Origin of the sequence: Salinispora vitiensis (assembly GCF_000378825.1) — a bacterium.
GTDB lineage: Bacteria > Actinomycetota > Actinomycetes > Mycobacteriales > Micromonosporaceae > Micromonospora > Micromonospora vitiensis.
The window spans coordinates 4,691,556-4,715,505 of record NZ_KB900388.1 but is presented as its reverse complement, the minus strand read 5'-3'; the positions used below and the strand labels follow the sequence as shown (position 1 = coordinate 4,715,505).

Here is a 23,950-nt window from a genome sequence, read left to right as displayed (position 1 = left end):
CGCGGAAGATCCGGGCATACGCTACCCAGCGGTAGCCGGAAAGGGAACGCCCCGGATCAACGTCCGGTGAAGTCCGGCTTGCGTTTCTCCACGAAGGCCGCCATGCCCTCCCGCCGGTCGTCGGTGGCGAACAGCGCCGCGAAGAGCTGGCTCTCCCAGGCGAGGCCGGAGGTCAGGTCCATCTCCAGGCCACCGTCGACCGCCAGCTTCGCCGCGCGCAGGGCCTGCACCGGGCCGGTCAGGTACGGCTGCACCAGGGCCACCGCAGCGGCATAGACCTCGGCGGCGGGGGCCACCCGGTCGGCCAGCCCGATCCGGAGCGCCTCCGCCGCGTCCACCATCCGGCCCGACATGATCAGATCCTTGGCTCGGGCCGGGCCGACCAGGCGGGCCAGCCGCTGGGTGCCACCGGCGCCGGGAATGACGCCGAGCTTGATCTCCGGCTGGCCGAGCTTGGCGTCCTCGGCCACCACCCGCCAGTCGCAGGCGAGGGCCAGCTCGCAGCCGCCACCGAGGGCGTACCCGGTGATCGCGGCGACTACCGGCTTGGGGATCTGGGCGATCGCACCCAGCGCACTGGAGAGGGCGGCTGCCCGCTCGGACATGTCCACGTAGGACATGTCGGCCATCTCCTTGATGTCCGCCCCGGCGGCGAAGACCCGGTCCCCGCCGTACACGATGACCGCGCGGACGGCCGGGTCGCCCCCCGCCTGGGTCGCCGCGGCGCGCAGCTCCTCCTGCACCTGGGTGTTCAGCGCATTCATCGGCGGCCGCTCCAACCGAATGGTGCCGATCCCGTCCTTGATCTCCAGCCGCACGAACTCGCCCACGCCGTCCCTCACTTCCTCGTCGAAGTAGCGTGCCAACCTTACGGCCCGGCCGCTGGGGCCGTAGTCTGGCGCCAGCCCCGTAACCGGGAGTTTGGAAATGGTCACGCATTACCACGATAAATCGATACAAGTAACATCAACGACTATCCAGGTGCTGCACCAGACCTTCCCGCTGGCCGAGATCAGCGCCGTGTGGCACCACCGCGGCAGCCGCTCCTGGCGCGTGCTCGTCGGCCGCGGCGCGATCGGCGCGGCCCTGGCCGGTCCGCTGGTCGCCGCGGTGGCGGGCATCGCGCTCGCGCTCTGGCTCGGCCGCTCCCCCACCGTCACCATCGCCATCATCGGCACCTCGGTGCTGGTCGGGCTCGCGGTCGGGCCGGTCGCCGACTTCCTCTTCGAACACCTAGACCGCTCGTACGCCCGGGGCAGCCGCCGGCTGGAGATCTGGGTCCGCTGGCAGGGCCGGCCAACGCTGCTGCTGGCGACCGCGGACGCGGTGCGGTTCGGGCAGATCTACCGAGCCCTGCAGCGCGCCATTGAAAACAGCCAACCAGCCCTCCAACCGCCGCACCCGGCAGCGAGAGCGGCCCACTCCCGGGCCAGCAGCCGGAGCGGCCCGGCACCGAAGTAGGGCCCGGTACCCGACCCGATCAGGCCGACCCGCACCGATCGACCCCGGTTAGAGTTAATGATGACCCTCTATTACCGGGACGACGCGGTGCAGGTGACCTCCGAGGCGATCCGGTCGGGTGGGCTCCGGGTACCGATAGCCGAGATCAGGTACGTCTGGCACGCGAAGGGGCGAACCACCCTCGCCGTCCGCGGGCGGCTACTCAGCCGCGGTGTCCTGGTGCTGCTGTTGTCGCTGCCGCCACTGGCGGCAGTGCTCTGTGCACTCGCGCTGGTCTGGTCAGCGCCGGAGCGAGGGTGGCTGCCGGTGCTGCTCACCCTCGCCGGGTGCCTGCTGCTCGCGTTGGCCGTGGCGCCCTTCCTGGAGCTCCCGCTCAGCTGGCTGGACCGCTCCTACGAGCGGGGCAACCGGGTGCACGAGCTGTGGGTGCAGGCACAGGGCCGCGAGTTACTGCTCCTGCGCACGCCGGACGCGCTCCGGTTCGGCCAGATCTACCGCGCCGTACAACGCGCTGTCGAACAGCAGACCTACGACCGGTGACTCGGCCGACCCGCCGTCGCGGCCGCCACCGCCGCCCTGGCGTGCGGCGCGGGAAGAGTCAGCCCGGCTGGTACAGCTCGTCGATCTCGTCCCGGCTGGGCAACGCCACCGAAGCGCCGAGCCGCCGGACACACGCCGCGCCGGCGCCCGTCGCCCACCGCACCGCGTCCACCAGGTCGCGCCCCTCACCCCAGGCGACCGCGAGCGCGGCCGAGAACGCGTCGCCGGCCGCCGTCGAGTCAACGGTCTCGACCGGCACCGCCGGGACACACGCCCGGCCGCCATCCCGGTCGCCGTACCAGGCGCCGGAGACGCCGAGCGTGAGCACCGCCCGGGGGGTCAACTCCAGCAGGGCCGCCGGGGTGTCCCGACCGTGACCGGTGAACGTCTGCGCCTCGCTCTCGTTGACCACCAGCACATCGGTGGCGGCGAAGAGCTCCGGCGGCACGGTCCGGGCGGGGGCGGCGTTGAGCACCACTCGGGTACCGGCGGCACGCGCCGCCACCGCCGCCTCGGTGACGGTCTCCACCGGGATCTCCAACTGGGCGACCAGCACATCCGCTTCGCGGATGGCGGCCAGTTCCGGCTCGGTCAGCCCGGTCATCGTGGCGTTGGCGCCGGGACTGACCACGATGGCGTTCTCCCCCTCGGCGTTCACCATCACCAGGGCGACCCCGGAGGCACCGTACGCGACCCGCAGCTGACTGGTGTCCACTCCGGCCGCGGTGATGCGGGCGCGCAGGGTGACGCCGAAGGCGTCGGAGCCGATGGCACCGAGGAACGTGCAGGCCGCGCCGGCCCGGGCTGCCCCGATGGCCTGGTTGGCACCCTTGCCGCCCGGCACCATGACGAAGTCCGCGCCGAGCAGCGTCTCCCCCGGCCGTGGCAGCGCCGCAGCGGTCGCCACGAGGTCCATGTTGGCGCTACCCAGGACGACCACCCGGGTCTGTGGCATCGAGCACCTCCGGTTGTGCGGGTTGGGGGCTGCGGGATCCCTACCCGGTCCGGGCGTGGGCCACGCCGTGCCTCAACCGGCACGGGCGGTGTAGCGGTCGCCGTGCCGCTCCACCACCAGGGACAGCCCGAACGTCTTGCTGAGATTGTCCCCGGTGAGGACATCGGTCAGCAGGCCCTGCGCCATCACGTCCCCGTCGCGCAGTAGCAGCGCGTGGGTGAAGCCGGGCGGGATCTCCTCCACGTGGTGGGTGACCAGCACCAACGCCGGGGCATCCGGGTCCGACGCCAGCTCCGCGAGCCGAGCCACCAGCTCTTCGCGGCCCCCCAGGTCAAGCCCGGCCGCGGGCTCATCGAGCAGCAACAACTCCGGGTCGGTCATCAGCGCCCGGGCGATCTGTACCCGCTTACGTTCCCCCTCGGAGAGGGTGCCGTACCGGCGGTCGGCGAGATCTCCGACGCCGAGCTGGCCGAGCAGGGCTCGGGCCCGGGTCTCGTCGCCGCTGTCGTACTCCTCCCGCCAGCGGCCCACCACGGACCAGGACGCGGTCACCACCACGTCCACGACCCGCTCCTCGGTCGGGATCCGCTCGGCGAGGGCCGCGGTGGAGAGCCCGATCCGCGTGCGCAGCTCGGTCAGGTCGGTCCGGCCGATCTGCTCGCCCAACACGTGGGCGAGCCCGGCGGTCGGATGCAGTCGACCACCGGCCAGGTTGAGCAGCGTGGTCTTGCCGGCGCCGTTGGGACCGAGCACAACCCAGCGCTCGTCCAGCTCGACCCGCCAGTCCACGTCGTGTAGCAGGGCCGCACCAGCGCGGCGCACGGTCACGCCGTCGAGGCTGACCACCAGATCCGCGTCCACGGAGGCGGGGGCGGGGGCGGCACCGGCGGGGCCGGGGATCAAGGCACCAGTCACGACCCCATCCAACCACGCACCGGTCAGCCACACCCGAGCCCCCGAAGGAGCTACCGGAGCGAAGCGCGGTGGACCGGCGGAGCGTCGGCCGACCACACCACCACACCGCCCCGCCGGTCAGCTCGTCGTGGAGCCGAACACCTCGTCCCGGACCGCCGCCAGGGCGGTGTGCAGCGCGCCGCGCAGAATCGGCTCCTCGGTCAGGCCGGTCGGCACCACCCGTGGCCGGACCAGAGCGATCGCCGCCACCTCTCGCTGCACTCGTTCGGCCAACGCCGCCCCGCCGGCCCCGCCGACCGCACCAGCCAGAACCACCAGCGGTGGATCCAACACCACACAGGTGCTCGTCACCCCGAGTGCGAGCCGACGGGCCAGTTCGTCCAGCATCGGGGCACCCGCCGCGCCGTCGGCGACCGCCGCGGAGACCCCGCCGGCCGCCGTGGCGTCGGGGTACCCGTGCTCCCGGGCGAGCGCGCGAACCGCCTCCGCGCCGACGAGCTGCTGGAAAGCGGGCTTGGTACGAAGGGCAGCGGCACGCGGAATCGGCACCCCGGGCACCGGCAGCCAGCCGATCTCGCCGGCGGCGCCGGTGCTGCCGTGGTGCAGCCGCCCGCCAATTACGATCGCCAGGCCGATGCCGGCGTCCACCCAGGCCAAGACGAAGTCGGCCACGCCCTGCGCCGCTCCCGACCGCGCCTCCGCCATCGCCGCCAGGTTGACGTCGTTCTCGAAGACCAGGGGGGTACGCAGGTCGTCCCGGAGCGCACCGAGCAGGCCGGCGTGCCACCGCGGCAGGTTGAACGCGAAGGTGATGTCACCACTGGCCGGATCCACCAGACCAGGGGCGCCCAGGACGACCCGGCGTACGGTCGCCAGTGGCGCCCCGGCGCTGCTCGCGGCTTCGACGACGGCGTCGTGCACCACACCGACCGGGTCCTCGGTATCGCCAGTTGCCTGCTCGGAGCGGCCGACCACCGTCCCGGTGATGTCCGCGCAGGCGGCGACCACCCGGTCGGCCCCGAAATCGACCCCGACCACGTGAGCGCTGCCCGGGCGGACGGCATAGAGCTGGGCGTTCGGACCCCGCCCGCCCGCCTGCTCACCAACCCGAGTGACGAGCCCTCGTTCCTCGAGGCGCTCGACCAGCTGAGACGCGGTTACCTTGGACAGGCCGGTCAGCTCGCCCAGCCGCGCCCGGGTCAGCGGACCCTGCTCCAGTAGCAGCTCCAGCGCCGCGCGGTCGTTGAGCGCCCGCAACAGGCGAGGAGTGCCGGGGAGCCGGGTCATAGACATGCCAGTCCTCGAGGATTCATGAAACCAGCCACACGCAACGATGAAAGAGGTGAGCGTAGCGTAACGACCACCGATCGAGCGGGTAACTGGCCGTACCGACAGAGACAGGGGAGCAGATGAGGCCGGATCCAGGAATTCGCCGCCTCGCGCTGGGCACGCTGCTCGCCGCGTACCCGGGGCCGGTCCCACCACAGTGGGCCGTTGACCTGGTCGGCGACGGACTCGCCGGACACACGCTCTTCGGCACCAACGTGCACGACCCCGAACAGGTGGCGGCGAGCACCGCCGCGTTGCGTACCGCCCGCTCCGACGTTCTGATCGCGATCGACGAGGAGGGTGGCGACATCACCCGCCTCGCGCACGCGACCGGAAGCCCGTACCCCGGCAACGCCGCGCTCGGCGCGATCGGCGACGTGGCGCTGACCCGACAGGTCCACGAGGCCATCGGGGCGGAGTTAGCCGCCCTCGGCATCACCGTCAACCTCGCCCCGGTCGTCGATGTCAACAGCGCCGACGAGAACCCGGTGATCGGCACCCGTTCCTTCGGTCGCGACCCGGATCGGGTGGCCGCACACGCCGCCGCCGCGGTGGCCGGCCTGCAAGACGGCGGCGTCGCCGCCTGCGCCAAGCACTTCCCCGGCCACGGCGCCTCGGTCACCGACTCCCACCACGAACTGCCCACGGTCGACGTCCCGCTGGCGCTCCTCCGCCAGCGGGACCTACCGCCGTTCGCGGCCGTCGTCGACGCCGGCACCCGGGCGGTGATGACCGCGCACATCCGGATCCCGGCCCTGACCGGGGCTGGCCCGGCGACCTTCAGCCGGGCGGCCCTGGTTGACCTACTACGCCACCAGTACGGCTTCACCGGGGCGGTCGTCACCGATGCCCTCGAGATGAGGGGCGCCGTGTTGGCCGCGGGCGGGGTGGGCCCGGCCGCGGTCGCGGCGCTCGCCGCCGGGGCGGACCTACTCTGCCTCGGCGCGCGGGTCGACGCCGGCCGGGTCGAACAGGTGGCCGGCGAGATCGGGACGGCGCTCACCGACGGCCGGCTGAAGCGGGCCCGGGTCGAGGAGGCGGCCGGCCGTACCGCCGAACTCGCCGCCTGGACCCGGACCACCGACGCCGCCAGCCCCCTGCCCACCCAGCTCGGGTACGCCGCCGCCCGCCGGGCCGTCCGGGTGGAGGGCACCCTGGCCGGGCTCGGCCGCCCCCTGGTGGTGCAGCTGCAGGCCAGCTCGACAGTCGCCGAGGCACGGGTGCCGTGGGGACTCGGCCCACACCTCAGCGGCGTCGAGCAGCTGCGGGTCGTCGCCACCGCCACGGACCCGGCGACCCTGCGCCGGATCGCCGGCACGCGGACGATCGTCCTGGTCGGCCGGCGGCTACACCTGCTCCCCGGCGCCGCCGACCTGGTGACCGCGCTCGCCGCCCAGCACCCGGTGGCGGTGGTCGAGATGGGCTGGCCCGGGTCGTGGCGGCCGCCAGGAGTCGACGCCTTCGTCACCACGTACGGTGCCAGCCACGCCAACGGCCGCGCCGCCGCCGAACTCCTCGGGCTGACCGCCGGACGCGCCTAGTACGCTCCGTCACCGTCCACGCCAGTCGGCCGTACAGCTTCTTACTGCAGTTCAGAGTCCAGTTTTCGACACACCAACACCTCCGATCACCCCTTGCCCACCCGCCACTAAATACGTAGCGTCACAACTGCATCCAGCGATCCGCCCCCGGGCGGCCAGCGGGGGCCTGGGGGAAGGACGCGGACCGGGGTTCCGGCCCGGGAGCTCCGGTCCGCGCCCTACCCACTTCGCCCGACCCACTTCGCCCTACCCACTTCCGGCGGCACGCGCCGGCCGCCGCTGCACCTCTGCCCCGATGCGGGTCGCGCTCCAATTCAGCCCGGGTAGACCCCGAACGACCGCCAGCCCCGGTCGGGGAACCCGGCCGCCTCAGCCACCCGGGCCGACGCCCGGTTCCGCCGACTGTGCAGGTACGTCGGCACCGCCCCCTCGGCGAGGACCCGGCGGGCCGCCTGGGCGACCAGCTGACGGGCCAGCCCTTGCCCCCGGGCTGCCGGGACGGTGCCCACCGCCAGCTCCCGGCCGTACGCGTCATGCCGCTTGACGCCGACCCCGGCCTGGTACTCGCCGCGGTCGTCGCGCACCACCAGCACCGGCCGATCGAACAGTCGGAGCCAGGACGGTAGGCCGGGCGAGGTCGGCGGGATCCACTCACCGACCTCCGGCAGCGGTGCGGGATCCTCGGTCCACCGAAACACATCGTCGTGCACCACCCAGTCGGGGTGACCGACAGCTGCCGGCAGGTCGGCGAGGAGCCGCCGGGACGAGCCCCGGGCCAGTTCCCGGACGGCTGCGACCCGTTCCGGCGCTACGGAGAGCACCTGGTGCTCCCCAGCGGAGACGGCGATCGCCGGCCGGAGCCGACCGTCCCAGGCGGGTTCGGCCCGGCGCCGCGCGGCGACCACGTGCTGCCCCGGGCCAGCCGGCCACTGCCCCAGCCAGGTGGCCAGGTGCAGGTGAAGCCGCCGGCTGCCCATCGCACTCCTTCAAGGTCTACTCGTCGCGCTCCGCCTACCCGGTCCCCCTCGAGTCGCGGACCACCGTCACTGTCGACGACCGTAACCGGCTCGCAAGATCTTAAGCTGATCACCGCGGCTACGCTGGGCAACGACGAGGGAGGCCCGGTGACGCAACGGGTACTGGTCGTTGACGACGACCGAACAGTCAGTGACGTGGTCTGTCGCTACCTGGTGCACGCCGGCTACCAGGTGCGGCATGTCGGCGACGGCGATTCGGTGCTCGCCGCGGTCGCCGCCGAACCACCGGACCTGGTCGTGCTGGATCTGATGCTGCCCGGGCTCGACGGCCTGGAGGTGTGCCGGCGGTTACGCGCCAAGCCGGGCGGGGTGCCCATCATCATGCTCACCGCGCGCGGTGACGAGGCGGACCGCGTCCTCGGCCTGCAGCTTGGTGCCGATGACTACCTCAGCAAGCCGTTCTCGCCCCGGGAGTTGGTGCTGCGGGTCGGATCGGTGCTGCGGCGCAGCGGTGAGCCGCGGACAGCACCGGCCACCGTGCTCCGCGACGGCGCGCTCGTGGTCGAGACCGGCCCCCGGGTGGCCCGGCTGCACGGCCACGAACTGACCCTCACCGTACGCGAGTTCGACCTGCTGGCGTACCTGATGCGACACCCCGACCGGGCGTTGGGCCGGGCCGAGCTGCTGGAGCGGGTGTGGGGCTGGAACTTCGGTGACCAGTCAACGGTGACCGTCCATGTTCGCCGGCTACGGGAGAAGGTGGAGGCCGATCCCGCGAACCCACGCCGGATCGTGACGGTCTGGGGCATCGGCTACCGATACGAGCCGACCGATGGGTGAACTGGCGCTGATCTTCGCGTTCGCGCTCGGTCCGGCGCTCTGTGTCGGCGCGTTCGGCGCCCTCGCCCTGCGCCTGCTGCGCGGACGCTCGGTGACGGTACACATCGTCACCCTGCTGGTCGTCGCGGTGACCGCGATGGTCGCCGCGGTGGCGATGGTCGCCGACCAGATGTTCCTCTCCCCGCACGACCGGAACGTGGTGCTGATCACGGTGGCGGCGGCGGCCCTGGTGGTTCTCACGGTCGGCTGGCTCTTCGGGCGCCGCCTGGCCGCCGCCGCGGTCTGGGCCGACCAGGCCCGGCAACGGGAACGCCAGATCGAACAGGGTCGGCGGGACCTCGTCGCCTGGGTGTCGCACGATCTGCGAACCCCACTGGCCGGGCTGCGCGCGATGGCTGAGGCGCTGGAGGACCGGGTGGTCGACGATCCCGCGACGGTGAGCGAGTACCACCGCCGGATCCGGGTGGAGACCGATCGGATGACCCGGCTGGTCGACGACCTCTTCGAGCTCTCCCGAATCAACGCCGGCGCCCTGCGCCTGACCCTGTCGGCGGTGCCCCTGGGCGATGTCGTGTCGGACGCCGTGGCCAGCACCGCACCGCTGGCCGCGGCCTGCCGGGTCCGGCTGCTGGCACCCGACTCGGGCTGGCCCACCGTACTGGCCAGTGAGCCCGAGCTGGCCCGGGTGGTGGGGAACCTCCTACTCAACGCCGTCCGCTACACCCCGTCGGAGGGGACCGTCCGGGTCGAGGCCGGGGCGGAGACCGACTGCGCCTGGTTGGCGGTCGCGGACACCTGCGGCGGCATCCCCGAGGCGGATCTACCCCGCGTCTTCGAGGTCGCCTTCCGCGGGGAGCGAGCCCGCACCCCCTGCCCCAGCACCGGGGAACTGGCCAGCTCCGGAGGGCTGGGACTGGCGATCGTACGAGGGCTGGTGGAGGCGCACGGCGGCCGGGTGCAGGTTCGCAACACCACCGGTGGGTGTCGGTTCGAGGTCCGGCTACCTCTTCCGGGAGCCGCCTAGCCCATCGACTGTTACCGCTATATTTAATAGACGTACACCATTCTCTGGGATGGTGGGGTCATGTCGAACCCGCCGCAGCACCGCCGCCACGACTCCAGCGCACTCTGGCCAACCGCCTGGGTTGCCGGGGAGCGCTTTCCGGCCCAGCCACCACACCGCGGCATCCGCGCCTCGCCGCTGCTCACCTGGGTTGAGCTGAACCACCGTCCCACCCGCCGCCCCAACACCCACTGACCTCCGTCGGGCCCCGGGGCGGCACCCGGGGATCAACGCCACCACCGCAGCGACCGGCGAGCCGGCGCCGACATTCGCACACCTGTCGGGTAACGTCTGCTGGTCCTCCAGACCGGGCTACGACAGGAGAAGTTCCGCGCATGGGCAAGAAGACGATCCGCGTCTCCGACTTCAGCGGCCGGGTGCTCCAGCCCGACGACGAGGCCACCCGGGTGGTCGTCCTGGAGCACCCGGACCTGGTTGCCGGGCCCGTACAGTTGGACGCCACCCCGGCCGAGGTGGAGAACATCGACGACGCGGCCCTGGACGTCGCGATCGTGGAGATCCACGACAGCCACGGTGGGGGCGAGCCGCGCCGGGTGGTGCTGACCGCCAGTGAGTTCGACGCGATGGCCACCGACACCCCGATGGCGCAGCTGCTGCGGACCGCCGAGCGGGTTCGTCCGCCGAAGAGCCGCCGCGCCGCCGAGAAGGTCGACTACGGCACCATCGAGCACGCGGGCCGGCCGCACCGGGGCCGGGTCACCGAGGAGGAGGCCCGGCTGGTGCGGGAGCGGCTGGACGAGGTCAACAAGCGTCTCGCCGACTCCGGCGTACGCCAGATCGACCCGGCCGATCCGGAGCACGCCGCCCGGTACGGCTTCCCCACTCCGGACTGACCTGCTCGCTTCCGGCGGGTGGGACCGGCGAAGGGATACCGCGTGCGGCTCCAGGTGGGATGCGCGATGTGGACGCACAAGGCGTGGCAAGGGCGCCTGGTGGCGCACCCGCTACCGGCGCCCGAACGCCTGCGGCACTACGCCGGGTGGTGCAACGCGGTGGAGGGGAACACCACCTTCTACGCGACCCCCGCCCGGGAGACGGTGTCCGGCTGGGCGCAGCAGACCGACCCGAGTTTCGGCTTTGTGCTCAAGCTGCCCCGGGTTGTCACGCACGAGCGACGCCTCGGTGCGGTGGACGAACCGCTGCGTGCCTTCCTCGACGCGATCGAGCCCCTGGGCCCTCGGGCCCAGGCTCTCTGGATCCAGCTGCCCGGTTCCTTCGCTCCCGGCGATGTGGCCACCCTCGCCCGATTCCTACGGCGCCTTCCCCCGACCTACCGGTACGCGGTCGAGGTGCGCCACCCCGCGTTCTTCGTCGACTCCGGCGCGACCCAGCTGTTGGTCCGGACCCTGGCCGCCACCGGCACCGAGTGGATTCCCTTCGACACCACCACGTTCTTCGCCCACCCCCCGACCAGCGACGCGGAGCGGGATGCCTGGACGAAGAAGCCACGGCTGCCGCTCCGCTCGGCGGCGCTGACCGACCGGCCGGTTGTCCGTTACCTCGGCCGGGACGACCCCGACCAGACCGGTGCGGGTTGGCGGCGCTGGGTCGACACCGTCGCCGGCTGGCTCCACGAGGGCCGCTCGCCCACTTTCTTCGTCCACACTCCAGATAACGCCGACGCCCCGGTGCTCGCCCGCCGTTTCCACGACGAGGTACGCCTCCGCGTCCCGGCGCTCGAGCCGCTGCCCCGGCCGGCTCCGGTGCAGCCGCTGACGCTCTTCTGAGCGCCGCCGCCGCGAAGCGCAGCCCTTCCTGAGCGCCGCCGCTGCCGGCACTGACCCACGTCGCGGAAGCCGAGTCAATCGTCCTTTTGCCCGGACCGACACCCTTAACGCCCGGCGTGCGTTGATCCTGGCGGTAGAGACATTTCTCCCCGCGCAGGGTTATAGGTGGCTAAAGGTGGCTGCTGCCCTATTAGCGGTCATTTGTCGGCTCGGAGGTATGCACGATGCAAGGAATCGGTCAACGGCTCAGCCGAGGCGTTGGAGGGCAACAGACTAGGCGCACCGCCGCCAGCTGGCTCTCCCTCGCGCTGGCCGTGACGGTCACGCAGGCGCTCGTCGTGTCACCCGCGTTCGCGCAGAACAAGCCACCGACGACCGCCGCCGTGACAGACGCCGCCCTGTCCTGGGGAGACAACAAGGCGGGGCAGCTGGGCAACGGGAACAACGAGAACAGCACCGTGCCGGGCGAGGTCAGCCTCCCCGCAGGCACCCTGGTCACCGCCATCGCCGGCGGCGGCGCCCACAGCCTGGCGTTGACCAACACCGGCACCCTGCTCGCCTGGGGCGACAACTCCTCCGGCCAGCTCGGCGACGGCACCACGACCAGCAGCAACACCCCCGTCGCGGTCGACCTACCCGCCGGAACCGAAGTCACCGCCATCGCCGCCGGCGGCGCCCACAGCTTGGCGTTGACCTCCAGTGGCACCGTCTTCGCCTGGGGCGGCAACTCCTCCGGCCAGCTCGGTGACGGGAGCACCGACAACACCAGCACCCCCGTCGCCGTCGGCCTGCCCACGAACACCACGGCCACCGCCATCGCCGCCGGCGACAGTCACAGCCTGTCGCTGACCGCCACTGGCAGCGCCTTCGCCTGGGGGGACAACGCCCAGGGCCAGCTCGGGGACGAGAGCACCAACAGCACCAGCAAACCGAGTAACGTCGCGCTGGTGCCGGGCACCACGCTCACCGCGATCGCCGGCGGCGCCGCCCACAGCCTCGCGTTGACCTCCGAAAACACCGCCCTCGCCTGGGGGGACAACTCCCAGGGCCAGCTCGGCGACGGGAGCAAAGACGACGCCCTAGCGCCGGTCAACGTCGCCCTGGCACCGGGCACCGAGGTCACCGCCGTCGCCGCCGGCAACCGCCACAGTGTGGCGCTGCTCGGCAACGGCACCGCCGCCGCCTGGGGTAACAACTCCCAGGGGCAGCTGGGCAACGGAAACAACGTCAGCAGCGGCACCCCGGTCCCGGTCGTCCTGCCCAACGACACCACACTCACCGCCATCGCCGCCAACAACAGCAACCACACCGTGGCGATAACCGACGCCGAAACCGCCCTCGCCTGGGGCGACAACTCCTACGGTCAGCTCGGCGCCGAGACCGACGACCCGCCCGACCCCGAAGGCCCCAGCATCGCCAGCAGCAGCAACACCCCGATCCCGGTCAACCTGCCCACCGGTACCACCGTGACCACCGCCGCCGTCGGCAGCAGCCATAGCCTGGCCCTGCCCACGCTCCAGGCGACCTCCGCCACGGGCCTGCAGGTCTCGCCGCCGGACCCGACCACGGATCAGGACGTCACCCTCACCGCCACCGTCACCTGCGACCCCGGACCCGCGACCGGCAGCGTCACCTTCCGCAACAACAACACCGACCTCGCCACCGTGCCCCTGGACAGCACCAGCACCGCCACCCACACCCTCCGGCTCCCCGCCGGCACCAACACCTTCACCGCCGACTACACAAGCGACACCGTTGTCTGCCCCAACAGTCAGTCCGAGGCCGTCACCGTCACGGTCACGGACCCGACCGATCCCGACCTACCCATCACCGGGGCCAGCCTGCCCAGCCTGCTCGGCACCGCCACCCTGCTCCTCCTCGTCGGCGCCAGCTTCATCTTCCTCACCCGCCGGAACCGGTCCACCCACCACCAGAAGTAGCAGGTAGCACACAGCCGGCCGGGGCTGCTCGTCGCCGACAGCGACGAGCAGCCCCGGCCGGAGCGTCAGTGCCGGTGGTAGTTGTCCGGCTGGTTCGGGTCGCCCGGGTGCTCCAGCCCCTGCACCAGCCGAAGCCGGTGCGCGCGGGCGTGGTCGAGCCACCGGACAAAGGCGATCCGACGCGCGGAGTCGTTGATCCGATCAGTCGGATCAAGAGCCGGATCGACCAACTCCCGGCGCCCCCGAAGCACCACCGTCCACGAGTCGACGGTGACCGTCTCCCCCGGCGCGGCCGAGCGCAGCGCCTCCGCCAACGCCACCGGCAACGAATCCGGGGTCGCCTCGAAGTCGCCATCCGCGGAGGACAACTGCCAGACGACTCCGGCCGACCGTGCCGCGGTCGCCGCCCGATAGGCGGCGATCTGCTCGGCTGGCGCGGTGACCTCAGCGGTCAGCGCCGCATACAGGGACCGGACCGCGGCGCAGCCCTCGAACGCCGCCGCGGTGATGGATCCGAACTCGACGGCGGCCAGCTGGTCCAACCGGACCAGTGGCGCATCCGTCACGTCGAGACCACGGGACTCGGCCTCCGCGATGCAGAGCTGCTCAGTCAGGATCACCTGCGCCACCCAGCGGGTCAGCTGCCGGTCCTCCGCGCTCCCGGGCACCGGCAGTGCGGAGGACCGCAGCCCGCCGCGCAGGGCGGCGAGCCGGCGGTCGAGTTCCGTACGGTCCAGTGGCCGTCCGTCGAGCCAGCCCAGCACCGACTCGTCGAGCTGCGCGGTGGTCATGGCTCCAGCACCAGTTCAACCGTCGGGGCGTACTGGCAACGGCCGAACCACATCACCTTCACCAGGGCCCAGAAGCGGCCCGGGTCGACGTCCCGCGGGGGAACGACGTCGAAGGTGATCGTGTTGGACTCGCCCGCGGCCAACGCGACGCCGCGGATCGGCTCGGCGATGGCGTCCCAGGTGCCCCAGGGCGAGACGAGCTGGAGCTCAGCCCGAATCTCCCCCCGGGTGCGGTTGTGCATCGACACGCCGATGGTCGCCCGCCCGCCGGGAGCGACGGTGACCGAGGTGGTGGTGACGTCCACCGTGAGCCCGGTGTCGCGTCCCGTCTCGGCCGTCGTGCCCTGCATCGCGTCCGCGTCCTCCGGAATGTCTCCGGGCACCGGCAGCAGCGCGGGCAGCTCGCCGACCGCGACCGTGGCGACATCCTCGATCGTCTGCCCGAGGTGCTCGGTCCGCGCCGTGATGAAGTACAGCCCGGACTCCACCCCGGCCGGCGGCGTCACCGTGACGTCGAAGCGGAGCTGACCATCGGGGTCGAGCCGGTACGGGCGGCTGCCCAGCGAGGCCGTCCACCCCTCCGGTACGAGGACGTTGACGGTCCCCTCGACGGCCGCGTCCCGCAGGTGCGAGGCGAGCACCACGGAGACCTCGACCGGCTCGTTGACGGTCCGCAGCAGCCCCGGTGAGACGCCCACGGAGACCGGTAGGTAGCCCATCGGCGCCGGACCCCGGTTGTGCAACCAGTACCGGGAGTGCACCGGCTGGGCGATCTCGACCTCGGGTCCGAGCGGCTCCTCGCTGCGCGGGGCCGCGGCCGGTACCCCGACGACCGTGGTGACCTGCGAACCCGCCAACTCGATCGAGTCCGCGAGCGGCGCACCACGACGTTCCAACAGGTCGGCCTGGTGCTTGTCGGACAGGGCCAGCGCGCCGGTCAGGGTCGCGGAGCGGCCGAGCCCGGTGGACTCCAGCAGCCGCAGGCTGACCGCGTCCGCCGGGTCCGAGGAGGCGGCGGCGCCGTGCGCGATCGGGTTACCGGTCGGCTTGAGCGTGCCGATCAGCACCTCCCGGGCGGGCTCCACGCCCAGGTAGGAGTGCGTCGCCGGCTTCGTGCCCGGGTGGTTCTCCACGACCCGGCCGTACAGCGGGTGGTTGAACTCCTGGCCCTGTGCGGGCAGGGTGAGCGCCCGCCAGTCACCGTCGCCACTGGTCACCGCGTAGTTGAACTCGTGGGTCCAGTGCTGCAGCTGGAACGAGGCGCCGTCGGGCAGGGTCCGCTTCGGCGGGTCAATCCAGACGCCGGACGGCCAGCCGGTGCAGGAACGCATCAGCGACAGGTGCAGCGCGCCGGTCGGGTCGACGGCGAAGCCGGGCAGCCCGTAGGTGAGCATCGCCACGGTGTGGTTGACCAGCAGCTCCGAGGCCGGCACCGAACCCGGGCAGGGCGCCTGGATCTGGGCGTCCGCGACATCCTCGGTGAGCGCGGCGACGTCGGTGACCACGAGCGCCGGCAGCGCCCGCAGGTCCCGCAGGTCGGCGTTGGGCTGCCACACCTCGTGCAGCGCCTTCTCCGCGGGAATCCAGACCCGGCCGTGCTGCTCCAGCGCCTCGACGTACTCCGGGCCCGCCCGCTCCAGCAGCTCCCGGGTGGCGTCGTTGGTCTGCGCCCCACCGATGAGAATGCGGAAGTCCGGCAGGTTCGAGTCGACGTCGAGCCAGCCGTACCGTGCCCAGTCAGCGCTGGCGGTCGTCACCGTGACACCAACCGCGGCCAGCGCGACGACCAGGTCGCGGGCGTCGGCCGCCTCCTCGAGGGTGGGGGTGACCACCTCGGCGACACCGAGGGCGCGGTCCCCCACCGGGGCACCGGCGGCGTCGGTGAGCGAGACCCGCGCGGTGGAGCCGAGCCCGAACCAGGTGTTGGCCGGGTTGTCCAGCGTCCAGGGCGCGGTCGCGGCGTCCACGTCCGGTAGCGCGAACCCACGGCCGACGACCGCGGCGGCAACCTCGGAGACCGGCAGGGCACCGGGCAGGTCGACCGGGAAACGCACCCGAACCAGCCGGTCGGCGCCGGCGAAGTCGACGATGCGGGTACGGCAGTCCACCCGCCGCACACCGTGCCAGAGCGTGATCGTCTGCTCGTAGCCGATCTCCTCCACGACGCCGGTGACCACCAGGCGGGTGCCGATCGGGCTGGTCTCGACGCGGACCGTCGCCCCCGCCGCCGAGCTGCCCACGACCGGGCCCTTCGGGAGCAGGTGCCACGGACCCTCGCCGAAGTCGGGGTGGGTCGGGTACTCCTCGTAGATCCGCAGCTCGTTACCGAGGTGGTCGGTGCGGATCAGTTCGCGGTCCGAGATCTTGTCGTAGATGCTGTCGAGCCCGCCACCGCGCTCGGCGTCGGCGGTGACCCGGTAGTAGGCGTTCTCGATCGCGGCACCGTCGGCGGGTGTCCAGGCCGGCTCGGCGCTGGAGACGCCCGGCAGCAGCCGCCAGGTCCGCCAGCCCAGGGCGGGGACGTCGGCGGCGTGGAAGCGCACCGTGCCCCGGTCCACGACTGCCGGCACCTCGGCGCCGGTGTCGTCGATCACCCGGCCACCGTCGTGGCCCTCGGGAAGCCGGACCGACACCAGGTCGGAGCGGACGAAGGAGAGGGTGTTCGTGACGACGATCGGGGTTCCGTCACCGGTGGTGTCGACCGTCCCGACGAGCGCCTCCAACGACCGGTCCCGGACGGTGGCCGCCAGGTCGTACGCCTCCCGCCAGCCGGAGAGCAGGTCGATGTAGACCTGGTCGGACTCCGACCCGGTGATGGCGTCGTGGTGGGCGCCGTAGGCGAGCTGCCGCCAGACCTTGTCCAGCGCGGCGTCGGGGTACCGACCGAGCCCTTCCAGCGCGGCCAGCGTCGCCAGCTTCTCGGCGTCCACGGCGGCGACCTCGCCGGCCCGCTGCGCCTGCTTGGTGTCGATGTAGGAGACGTCCTTGCCCGTGTAGACCGGGTTCATGTCCCGCGTCTGTGGGCTGGGGCGGCGTCCGGCTTCGGCCAGCTCCGCGCGGACGGCCGAGAGGAAGTCCCGGGGGTTACCGCAGACGAAGCGGGGCCAGACGTACTTCTCGGCCCACGAGCGGTGGATCTCGGTGACCCACTTGTTCGGCGGGGTGTAGTCGGTGCCCACCGGCAGCAGCAGGTTCTTCGTCGCGCCGACCGGCTTGAGGCGCTGGTACAGCTCGTAGACGGCCTTCTCGGCGCTGGCCAGGTCCGGCGAGGAGTCCATCCACCAGCCGGCCGAGTAGTGGTGCGGCATGAAGTGGGTGAGGACACCGAGCCCCGACGGCGAGATCCACTCGAACTCGCTCGGGAACTGCATCACCGTCGCGTCGTTCTTGGCCTCGCGGAAGTTCTTCTGGATCGGCCCCCACTGGTGGAACGGGCCGCGGGCCCAGGCCGAACCGGTCAGCCCGGCGTCGGCGAGGTAGCCCGGGAACTGCGGGTCGTGCCCGAACACGTCGAGCTGCCAGGCCGTCTGCGGGTCACCGCCGAGGATGTCCCGCTGGTAGCCGACACCGTAGATGATGTTCCGGATGGTGGTCTCGGCGCCGGTGAGGTTGGTGTTGGGCTCGTTGTAGGTGCCGCCGATCAGCTCCACCTGGCCGCGCTCGATCAGCAGACGCAGGTCCGCCCGACGCTCGGGGTGCAGATCGAAGTACGGCTTCAGGTAGTCGATCTCGGCGAGAACGAAGGTGTACACCGGGTCGCGCAGGGCGAGGTCCATGTGCGCGTCCACCAGCGCGAAGCCGTTGCGCTCCCAGAGCGGCCGGGTGGTGGCGTCACCGGAGAGCAGCTCCCACGGCGAGGTGTACGCGGCCTGGGTGTTCCACCACACCGGGTCGTAGTGGAAGTGTGAGACGAGGAACATCGTCCAGCCCGGCTCGGCGACCACGACCGTTGCTTCGGCGGTCGCGTCGCCGGCCGTGACGGTTACCGGCAGCTTCGTGCCGGGGGTTCGGTCGTCGATGTCCAGGGGGACCTCGACGACGCCCGTGCCGGTCGCGTTACCGGAGACACCGGGCCCGGTGACGGTGACCGGGCCGGAGGGACCGTCAAGTGTCACGCGGAGCACCTGACGCGGGTTGTCTTCGGTACCGACGAACAGGTCGGTGGACTCGACGGCGGTAATCATGACCGACACGGGGTCATCCTTTCTTGTTGGTACGCCCACCAGCGCAAACACGTCGCGCCGGTGAAAATTTGGGGAGGCTATTCGCCGCTGGCCACAGGCTCGTGGGCGCAGGGGGCGAGGTCGTCGTTTTGGGGCAGGGTGGTGACAACCAGCCGCACGTACCGGGTGTTGACGTTCACTGGATGTGTCGTCAACTCGGCGGGTTCGCCGACCGGTCGAGCACCGGGTTGGTCGTGCTGGGGGCGGTGCCGGACCAGGTGACCGTGGTGGTCGCCGCCGTGGAGCGGCCGTACTCGGTCGAGACCGCCTCGACCTCGATGGTCACGCTGGTCTCGGTGCCGACCCGGTCGAGCTGCGGCACGAAGTACGCGTCGTTCGGCGTGGCACCCAGGAGGGTACGGCTGCCGTCCGGGTTGCGACGGTACACCTCGTAGTGGTGCACCGTCCCCTTGGCCGAGGGGGTCCAGGCCAGCCGCAGCGTCTGCTCGCTCGCGGAGACGTCGGTGCTGCCCAGGACGGTCAGTTCGGTCGGCGGGGCGACCTGGTCCACCTTGCCGTCGTAGACGGCGAGCTGGCCGACCTTGATGTCGTAGGACGGGACCACCTCGGCGGCCGACGCCCGCAACCCGATCTGGGCGATCGTCTTGCCGGCGTACCCGGACAGGTCCAGGACGCGACGCTCCCAGCCGGTGCCGGAGGTCGAGCCCAGGTCGAGGGGGATGAAGGTGTCGGGGGCGTCGGTGAACGCCACCGCCGCGCTCAGGTGGGTCGCGCCGGCCTGCGGGGTCTTGACGACCGCCGACAGCTTGGTGTCCTTGGCGACCTTCAGCTGGGTCTGGTAGAGGCGCACGGTGTTCGTGGCGTCCAGCGTGCCGTTGAGGCGCAGCGTCGAGCCGCCCTCGTAGGCGTCGGTGAAGTCCAGCGACGGCGTCAACTTTGTGCCGGTCGAGGAGACAACCCACTGGTACGTCGGCGGCACGTCCTGCAGGGACAGGTTGTTCCAGCCGCCGGTGTGCACCCGCTCACCCAAGACGTGGTAGGCATCACCGTTTCCGGTGTTGAAGCTGGTCACGAAAGGCTTCTGGGTCACCGGGGTGGACTCGGCAACGTAGTTGGCGAGCCCCTTCCAGGGCGAGGAGGTCGCGGTGTTCGAGGGGTCCCCGTTGGCACCGACCCAGTAGCGAGAATCACGCTCCCGGAAGTCGGCAGGCCCACTCGACGACTTCCAGGTCCACTCCGGGCGGTAGATGCCCAGCGAGGTGACGTGCGACTCGTCGGCCGGGAACAGGGCGTCCCAGTCGACGTTGGTGTGGTACCCGTTGGCCTCGGTGTCGATGCCGGCGTGCAGGTCGTACTCGCTGCGCCGGAGCGACTGCGCGTGATCCCGCGACTCCGCGAGCCGCTGGCTGTTGGACCACCAGAAGTTCAGGAACATCGAGTCGGCGACCGGCTTCCGGCCACCGCCCAGGAACGCGTCGTTGGCGTCGGTGAGCGCGTTCTGCCAGGAGATGGCGCCGGATTCGGTCATCGCGTCGTACCACATGAACTCCAGGCCCTGCTTACGGCCGTGGGTCATGGCGTTACGCAGCTCGGTGGCGAGGGCGGCGTCGCCACCCGTCGTCTCCTGGTTGATGAACCAGCCCTCGAAGCCGTAGTACTCGGCCACCTCGGCGAGCTTGTCCACGACCGGATAGGTCGAGCCCGACCTGGCGACGAAGTCGTGCACCCAGTCGATCTTCCCGCCGTACGCGACCGGTGGGAAGAAGACGGTGCCGTACACCTTGACGCCGTTGCGGTGCGCCGCGTCGATCACCGTGGGGTTCGGCGCCAGGATCAGGCCCTCGACGGACGATCCGCCCCAGAAGACCAGCGTGTCGATGTACTGCCAGTGACCGAACGCATAGTAGTCCTCGTCGAGCGAGCCCTGGGACGGGTTGTCCGACGTCGGGGCGAACGACACCAGGGACGCCACCTCGCCCTCGCCGGCCCGCGCGTTCGGGTTGGCCTTCAGCGCGGGGTCGGAGGCCCGCTTCTGGAGCGGAACAGTCGCTCGGTTGAAGCGGGCGTCGGGGTCGGTCTCCGGGTCCCAGTCGAGGATCTCGTTCGGGAACCAGTACGAGGCGTACGGCTGACTGCCGTCCTGCGGGTTGGTGTTGGCTGCCGCGGTGGGGGCCGCGTTGAGGGTGCTGCCAGCCACGACTGTGGCACCAACCAGCAGGGACAGAAGCAGGCGTCGCATCCAGGATCACCTCCATTGGGGGTGGGGGGGTGGGGGTGGGGCGAGGGTTACCCCTTGATCGCCCCCTCCTCGACGCCGCGGAAGAAGAACCGTTGCAGCGTCGCGAAGACAATGACGATCGGAATGAACGCGATCATCGTGCCGGCCGCGATGACCCGCGGGTTCGCGGTGAACGCCCCGCTGAGGTATTGCAGGCCGACGGTGAGGGTGTAGTTCTGCGGGTCGGTCAGCACGATCAACGGCCACAGGAAGTCATCCCAGGCGCCGATGAAGGCGAAGATCGTGATCACGCTGAGCATGCCCCGAACGTTGGGGAGCCCGATATGGATCAGCCGTTGCCAGGCCGAGGCACCGTCGATCACCGCCGCCTCGTCCATCTCGTCGGGGATCGCCATGAACGCCGCACGCATCAACAGCACGTTCAGCATGGCGACGGCGGTGGGCAGCGCCACACCGACCAAGGTGTCGGCCAGACCGAGGCTGCGGACCGTCACGTACTGCGAGACGATCGTCACCTCGACCGGCAGCACCAGGGTGCCGAGTACCAGCGCGAGGAACAGCGTCCGACCCCGGAAGCGCAGCTTGGCGAGGGCGAACCCGGCCAGGGTGCAGCCCACTGCGTTACCGGCCACCGCCATGGCCGCCACGATCAGCGAGTTCTTCGCGTACGACAGGACGGGGATCGTCTCGGCCACCCGCAGGTAGTTCTCGAACGTCGGACTGGAGGGAATGAACTGCGGGGTCGAGGTGTAGATGTTCTCGCCGGCGCCCTTCAGGGAGGTGGACAGCTGCCACACGAACGGCCCGACGGTCACCACCAGCGCCAGCAGCAGCAACACGTACCGGAGCACCTTCTCGCGCCGCCGCATGGTGCCGAAACCCGAGCCCCGACGCTGTCGCCTCGGCGAGGAGGCGGGCTTCTTCGCCGGAGCGTCGGCGGGAGGGGTGGTTAGCTGGGTCATGGCTAGGCCGCCTTCCGGTTCAGGCGCAGGAGGAGAAGCATGGGGCCGACGGTGATCACGAACAACAACAGGCTGAGCGCCGAGGCGTAGCCGAGGTGCCCGGTGAAGCCCCGGCTGTACATCTGGATGAGCATGACCAGGGACATCGTCCGGCCGCCGGGCCCACCGGTGCCGTTGGTGAGGACGAACAGCTCGGTGAAGACCCGCAGTGCGGAGACGGTTACCAGGACGCTGACCAGCAACATCGTCGTGCGTACCCCGGGCACGGTGACCGACCAGAACCGGCGGATCGGACCGGCGCCGTCAACTGCGGCCGCCTCGTGTAGCTGGCGCGAGACGTTCCCCAACGCCGACAAGTAGATGATCATGTAGTAACCCAGCCCCTTCCACACGGTGAGGCTGATCGCACTGAACAGCAGCAGCCAGCGTCCGCTGAGGAAAGGCAACGGTTCGGTGAGGAAGCCGAGCTGCTGGGCCAGCCCGTTGACCAGGCCACGGTCCTCCAGCAACCAGGTCCAGATCAGCGCCACGACCACCGCGGAGGCGATCACCGGGGTGTAGAAGGCGGTACGGAAGAACGTGATGCCCGGCAGCTTCTTCTCCAGCAACACCGCGAGCAGCAGCGGCAGGAAGAGTAACAGGGGTAAACAGACCAGCATATAGACGATGCTGTTGACCAGCGCATAGACGAGTTGATCGTCGTTGAGCATGCGCTCGAAGTTGGCCAGTCCAGTGAAGCTTCCACCGCCGAGTGGCTTGGCGTTGGTGAACGCGAGGACCACGGTGTTGATCGCTGGCCAGAGGTTGAACACCAGCAGCCATACGACCGCAGGCCCGAGCAACAGCCAGGGGGTGAACCAACGCTGAGTTTTCATTACGTCCCGCTCTGCTTTTCCGGTTGGGTGGCGTGGCGATGCGGTAAGTCGCGCAACGACAGGTGACGGCAGTGGTGGCGCCGCGGTGTGGGCGGCGCCGGTGCTCGGCCGGCCGGGTTCCGGTCCGGCCGAGCACCGCTGGTCAACGCAGGACCGGCCCGACTCGGCCGATCAGTTGTTGAGCAGTTCGTTGCACTTTTCGACTGCCTTGTCCAGCGCCTGCTGGGAGGTGATCTCTCCGCTGATCGCCAGGGAGAACTGCTGCTTGAGGAAGTCGTCCATCGCCTGGTCGACGATGACTGGCTTCAACAGCTCCGCCTCAGCCAGCGAGGTGAAGGCGATCTTCTTCGCGTCCCCGACGTTGGTGCCGTCGCTCTGGCTGAACTGCGGATCCTCAGCGGAGGCAACTGTACTCGGGAAGATTCCGGGCACGACCTCGGCGAAGGCCGCCTGGTTCTCCGTGTTGGTCACCCAACGCGCGAGGGCGACCGCCGCGGGCAGGTTGTCGCTGTTCTTGGCCACCGACAGCCCCTGGGTGTACAGCGACGGGGTGCCGATCGACGGCGACGCGATGACCTTCTCGGCCAGCGACGGGTTGTCCACCGCGATGTCGGTGATCGAGTTACCGCCGCCGGTGGTCCAGGCGACCTGCTCCTTCTTGAACAGGTCCATGTTGCCGAGGTACGCGTCGGTGAGCACGTTGCGCGGCAGGAGCCCTTCGGCGAAGGCCTCCCGGTACAGGTCCAGGACCGCCACGGCCTCGGGGGTGTTGAAGATGAACTCCGTGCCGTCCGCCGAGACGAGCTCGACGCCGGCCTGGTTGAGATCCTCGATGCCGGGCTTACGGCTCAGCAGGTGCACCGCGCCGTCGGACTTCTCCTTGAGGATCCGGGCCTGATCGACCATCTCCTCCATCGTCGTCGGCAGCTTGGTCTCGTCCAGGCCGTACTTGGCCAGCAGCTCCGTGTTCCAGAAGTTCACGTCGGTGTTCAGGTACCACGGGTAGCCGAAGACCCCGGTCTGACCGGCGAACTCGTAGGAGGCGACGGCGCCCTCGACGTACTCCTCACGGAGCTTGTCGTCGGCCTGGTCGATGTCGAGCAACAGTCCCTGCTTGGCCAGCGGCAGGGCGAAGTCCGGTGGGAGATTCGTCACGTCGGGCAGCTCGTTGCTGGCCGCCTGGCTGAGCACCTTCTCCGAGTAACCGTCACCGGGCTGGTCCAGCCACTTGACGGTCGTTCCCGGGTACTCCGCCTCGAAGCTGTCGATAACACCCTGCATGTAGTCGGTGAACTTGGGCTTCAGGGCCCAGGTCTGCAGGGTCACAGTGCCTTTGACCTCACCGGTGATGTCGACCTGGTCATCACTGGTGTCCGCGCCGGACAGCCCACATCCCGCTACGGCCGTCAGCACAGCCGACGACAGGGCAAGCCCGACCAAGCGTGTTCGCATCTCTCTCCGCCCCTAACTTTTAGTCAGCCGGCCACCCCGTCGGATCGGGCGTGTCCGGTGCTCACAGGCGATCCGCCGGCAATGATAAACCGGTCTAGTGAACGGACTATCCCCCCGGTTAGAATCACGTGTCAAGAG

20 protein-coding genes are annotated in these 23,950 nt (G+C 70.7%); 9 read left to right on the top strand and 11 right to left on the bottom strand.

What is annotated here, in order from left to right:
- Positions 1 to 56: 56 nt before the first annotated feature.
- On the bottom strand, positions 57 to 830 hold the full coding sequence (locus SALPAC2_RS0122370) for an enoyl-CoA hydratase/isomerase family protein (protein WP_018218854.1): 774 nt from the start codon (positions 828 to 830) through the stop codon (positions 57 to 59).
- Positions 831 to 927: 97 nt separating this feature from the next.
- Here SALPAC2_RS0122370 and SALPAC2_RS0122365 point away from each other — a divergent pair, with 97 nt between their 5' ends.
- Positions 928 to 1,461 carry a DUF6232 family protein gene (locus tag SALPAC2_RS0122365; RefSeq protein WP_026185026.1) on the top strand — a complete coding sequence of 178 codons (534 nt, stop codon included), beginning with the start codon at positions 928 to 930 and terminating at the stop codon, positions 1,459 to 1,461.
- A gap of 60 nt (positions 1,462 to 1,521) precedes the next feature.
- Positions 1,522 to 2,001 (top strand): DUF6232 family protein, encoded by a 480-nt coding sequence (locus tag SALPAC2_RS0122360; RefSeq protein ID WP_026185025.1) that lies wholly within the window; start codon positions 1,522 to 1,524, stop codon positions 1,999 to 2,001.
- Between the two features lie 58 nt (positions 2,002 to 2,059).
- Here the strand turns inward: SALPAC2_RS0122360 and SALPAC2_RS0122355 are convergent, their stop codons facing one another.
- The 3 genes from SALPAC2_RS0122355 to SALPAC2_RS0122345 form a co-directional block, all read right to left on the bottom strand.
- Positions 2,060 to 2,956 (bottom strand): ribokinase, encoded by an 897-nt coding sequence (locus SALPAC2_RS0122355; protein WP_018218851.1) that lies wholly within the window; start codon positions 2,954 to 2,956, stop codon positions 2,060 to 2,062.
- 72 nt (positions 2,957 to 3,028) lie between these two features.
- Complete coding sequence (locus SALPAC2_RS0122350; protein ID WP_018218850.1) at positions 3,029 to 3,904, bottom strand: ABC transporter ATP-binding protein; 876 nt, start codon at positions 3,902 to 3,904, stop codon at positions 3,029 to 3,031.
- A gap of 84 nt (positions 3,905 to 3,988) precedes the next feature.
- Positions 3,989 to 5,164 (bottom strand): ROK family transcriptional regulator, encoded by a 1,176-nt coding sequence (locus SALPAC2_RS0122345; protein ID WP_026185024.1) that lies wholly within the window; start codon positions 5,162 to 5,164, stop codon positions 3,989 to 3,991.
- 116 nt (positions 5,165 to 5,280) lie between these two features.
- Here SALPAC2_RS0122345 and SALPAC2_RS0122340 point away from each other — a divergent pair, with 116 nt between their 5' ends.
- Positions 5,281 to 6,741: a glycoside hydrolase family 3 N-terminal domain-containing protein gene (locus SALPAC2_RS0122340; protein WP_018218848.1), complete on the top strand. Its 1,461-nt coding sequence runs from the start codon at positions 5,281 to 5,283 to the stop codon at positions 6,739 to 6,741.
- A gap of 314 nt (positions 6,742 to 7,055) precedes the next feature.
- On the opposite strand, the gene SALPAC2_RS0122335 is transcribed toward SALPAC2_RS0122340, so the two are convergent.
- The gene (locus SALPAC2_RS0122335; RefSeq protein WP_018218847.1) at positions 7,056 to 7,718 is read right to left on the bottom strand and encodes a GNAT family N-acetyltransferase; all 663 of its coding nucleotides are present in this window, start codon (positions 7,716 to 7,718) and stop codon (positions 7,056 to 7,058) included.
- 147 nt (positions 7,719 to 7,865) lie between these two features.
- On the opposite strand from SALPAC2_RS0122335, the gene SALPAC2_RS0122330 reads away from it, so the two are divergent.
- From SALPAC2_RS0122330 to SALPAC2_RS0122305, 6 genes are all read left to right on the top strand, one after another.
- Positions 7,866 to 8,558, top strand: coding sequence for a response regulator transcription factor (locus SALPAC2_RS0122330; RefSeq protein WP_018218846.1), 693 nt, complete (start codon positions 7,866 to 7,868; stop codon positions 8,556 to 8,558).
- Positions 8,551 to 9,582, top strand: a complete 1,032-nt coding sequence (locus SALPAC2_RS0122325) for a sensor histidine kinase (protein WP_018218845.1) — start codon at positions 8,551 to 8,553, stop codon at positions 9,580 to 9,582. Before SALPAC2_RS0122330 ends, SALPAC2_RS0122325 begins: the two co-directional genes overlap by 8 nt.
- Before the next feature lie 60 nt (positions 9,583 to 9,642).
- On the top strand, positions 9,643 to 9,816 hold the full coding sequence (locus SALPAC2_RS27630; protein ID WP_018218844.1) for a hypothetical protein: 174 nt from the start codon (positions 9,643 to 9,645) through the stop codon (positions 9,814 to 9,816).
- A gap of 140 nt (positions 9,817 to 9,956) precedes the next feature.
- Positions 9,957 to 10,475 (top strand): hypothetical protein, encoded by a 519-nt coding sequence (locus SALPAC2_RS0122315; RefSeq protein WP_018218843.1) that lies wholly within the window; start codon positions 9,957 to 9,959, stop codon positions 10,473 to 10,475.
- Between the two features lie 66 nt (positions 10,476 to 10,541).
- A complete protein-coding gene (locus SALPAC2_RS0122310) occupies positions 10,542 to 11,369 on the top strand; it encodes a DUF72 domain-containing protein (RefSeq protein ID WP_018218842.1) in 828 nt (275 codons plus the stop codon).
- Positions 11,370 to 11,593: 224 nt separating this feature from the next.
- Positions 11,594 to 13,309, top strand: a complete 1,716-nt coding sequence (locus tag SALPAC2_RS0122305; RefSeq protein ID WP_018218841.1) for an RCC1 domain-containing protein — start codon at positions 11,594 to 11,596, stop codon at positions 13,307 to 13,309.
- A gap of 65 nt (positions 13,310 to 13,374) precedes the next feature.
- Here SALPAC2_RS0122305 and SALPAC2_RS0122300 read toward each other — a convergent pair whose 3' ends face one another.
- The 6 genes from SALPAC2_RS0122300 to SALPAC2_RS0122275 form a co-directional block, all read right to left on the bottom strand.
- Positions 13,375 to 14,100, bottom strand: coding sequence for a DUF7158 domain-containing protein (locus SALPAC2_RS0122300; protein WP_018218840.1), 726 nt, complete (start codon positions 14,098 to 14,100; stop codon positions 13,375 to 13,377).
- On the bottom strand, positions 14,097 to 18,293 hold the full coding sequence (locus tag SALPAC2_RS0122295) for a glycoside hydrolase family 38 N-terminal domain-containing protein (RefSeq protein WP_018218839.1): 4,197 nt from the start codon (positions 18,291 to 18,293) through the stop codon (positions 14,097 to 14,099). Before SALPAC2_RS0122295 ends, SALPAC2_RS0122300 begins: the two co-directional genes overlap by 4 nt.
- Before the next feature lie 181 nt (positions 18,294 to 18,474).
- Positions 18,475 to 20,523, bottom strand: a complete 2,049-nt coding sequence (locus SALPAC2_RS25300; protein WP_018218837.1) for an endo-beta-N-acetylglucosaminidase — start codon at positions 20,521 to 20,523, stop codon at positions 18,475 to 18,477.
- A 47-nt stretch (positions 20,524 to 20,570) separates the two neighbouring features.
- Entirely contained in the window at positions 20,571 to 21,485 is a 915-nt protein-coding gene (locus SALPAC2_RS0122285; protein WP_026185023.1) for a carbohydrate ABC transporter permease, read from the bottom strand.
- Positions 21,486 to 21,487: 2 nt separating this feature from the next.
- The gene (locus tag SALPAC2_RS0122280; protein WP_018218835.1) at positions 21,488 to 22,360 is read right to left on the bottom strand and encodes a carbohydrate ABC transporter permease; all 873 of its coding nucleotides are present in this window, start codon (positions 22,358 to 22,360) and stop codon (positions 21,488 to 21,490) included.
- A gap of 171 nt (positions 22,361 to 22,531) precedes the next feature.
- Complete coding sequence (locus SALPAC2_RS0122275; protein WP_018218834.1) at positions 22,532 to 23,812, bottom strand: ABC transporter substrate-binding protein; 1,281 nt, start codon at positions 23,810 to 23,812, stop codon at positions 22,532 to 22,534.
- Positions 23,813 to 23,950 lie beyond the last annotated feature (138 nt).

Bases quoted from the DNA above. Each gene is read 5' to 3' on its own strand.
- SALPAC2_RS0122365 (WP_026185026.1), top strand. From the start codon at position 928: ATGGTCACGCATTACCACGATAAATCGATACAAGTAACATCAACGACT.
- SALPAC2_RS0122360 (WP_026185025.1), top strand. From the start codon at position 1,522: ATGACCCTCTATTACCGGGACGACGCGGTGCAGGTGACCTCCGAGGCG.
- SALPAC2_RS0122355 (WP_018218851.1), bottom strand. From the start codon at position 2,956: ATGCCACAGACCCGGGTGGTCGTCCTGGGTAGCGCCAACATGGACCTC.
- SALPAC2_RS0122345 (WP_026185024.1), bottom strand. From the start codon at position 5,164: ATGTCTATGACCCGGCTCCCCGGCACTCCTCGCCTGTTGCGGGCGCTC.
- SALPAC2_RS0122340 (WP_018218848.1), top strand. From the start codon at position 5,281: ATGAGGCCGGATCCAGGAATTCGCCGCCTCGCGCTGGGCACGCTGCTC.
- SALPAC2_RS0122335 (WP_018218847.1), bottom strand. From the start codon at position 7,718: ATGGGCAGCCGGCGGCTTCACCTGCACCTGGCCACCTGGCTGGGGCAG.
- SALPAC2_RS0122325 (WP_018218845.1), top strand. From the start codon at position 8,551: ATGGGTGAACTGGCGCTGATCTTCGCGTTCGCGCTCGGTCCGGCGCTC.
- SALPAC2_RS27630 (WP_018218844.1), top strand. From the start codon at position 9,643: ATGTCGAACCCGCCGCAGCACCGCCGCCACGACTCCAGCGCACTCTGG.
- SALPAC2_RS0122315 (WP_018218843.1), top strand. From the start codon at position 9,957: ATGGGCAAGAAGACGATCCGCGTCTCCGACTTCAGCGGCCGGGTGCTC.
- SALPAC2_RS0122310 (WP_018218842.1), top strand. From the start codon at position 10,542: ATGTGGACGCACAAGGCGTGGCAAGGGCGCCTGGTGGCGCACCCGCTA.
- SALPAC2_RS0122305 (WP_018218841.1), top strand. From the start codon at position 11,594: ATGCAAGGAATCGGTCAACGGCTCAGCCGAGGCGTTGGAGGGCAACAG.
- SALPAC2_RS0122300 (WP_018218840.1), bottom strand. From the start codon at position 14,100: ATGACCACCGCGCAGCTCGACGAGTCGGTGCTGGGCTGGCTCGACGGA.
- SALPAC2_RS25300 (WP_018218837.1), bottom strand. From the start codon at position 20,523: ATGCGACGCCTGCTTCTGTCCCTGCTGGTTGGTGCCACAGTCGTGGCT.
- SALPAC2_RS0122285 (WP_026185023.1), bottom strand. From the start codon at position 21,485: ATGACCCAGCTAACCACCCCTCCCGCCGACGCTCCGGCGAAGAAGCCC.
- SALPAC2_RS0122280 (WP_018218835.1), bottom strand. From the start codon at position 22,360: ATGAAAACTCAGCGTTGGTTCACCCCCTGGCTGTTGCTCGGGCCTGCG.
- SALPAC2_RS0122275 (WP_018218834.1), bottom strand. From the start codon at position 23,812: ATGCGAACACGCTTGGTCGGGCTTGCCCTGTCGTCGGCTGTGCTGACG.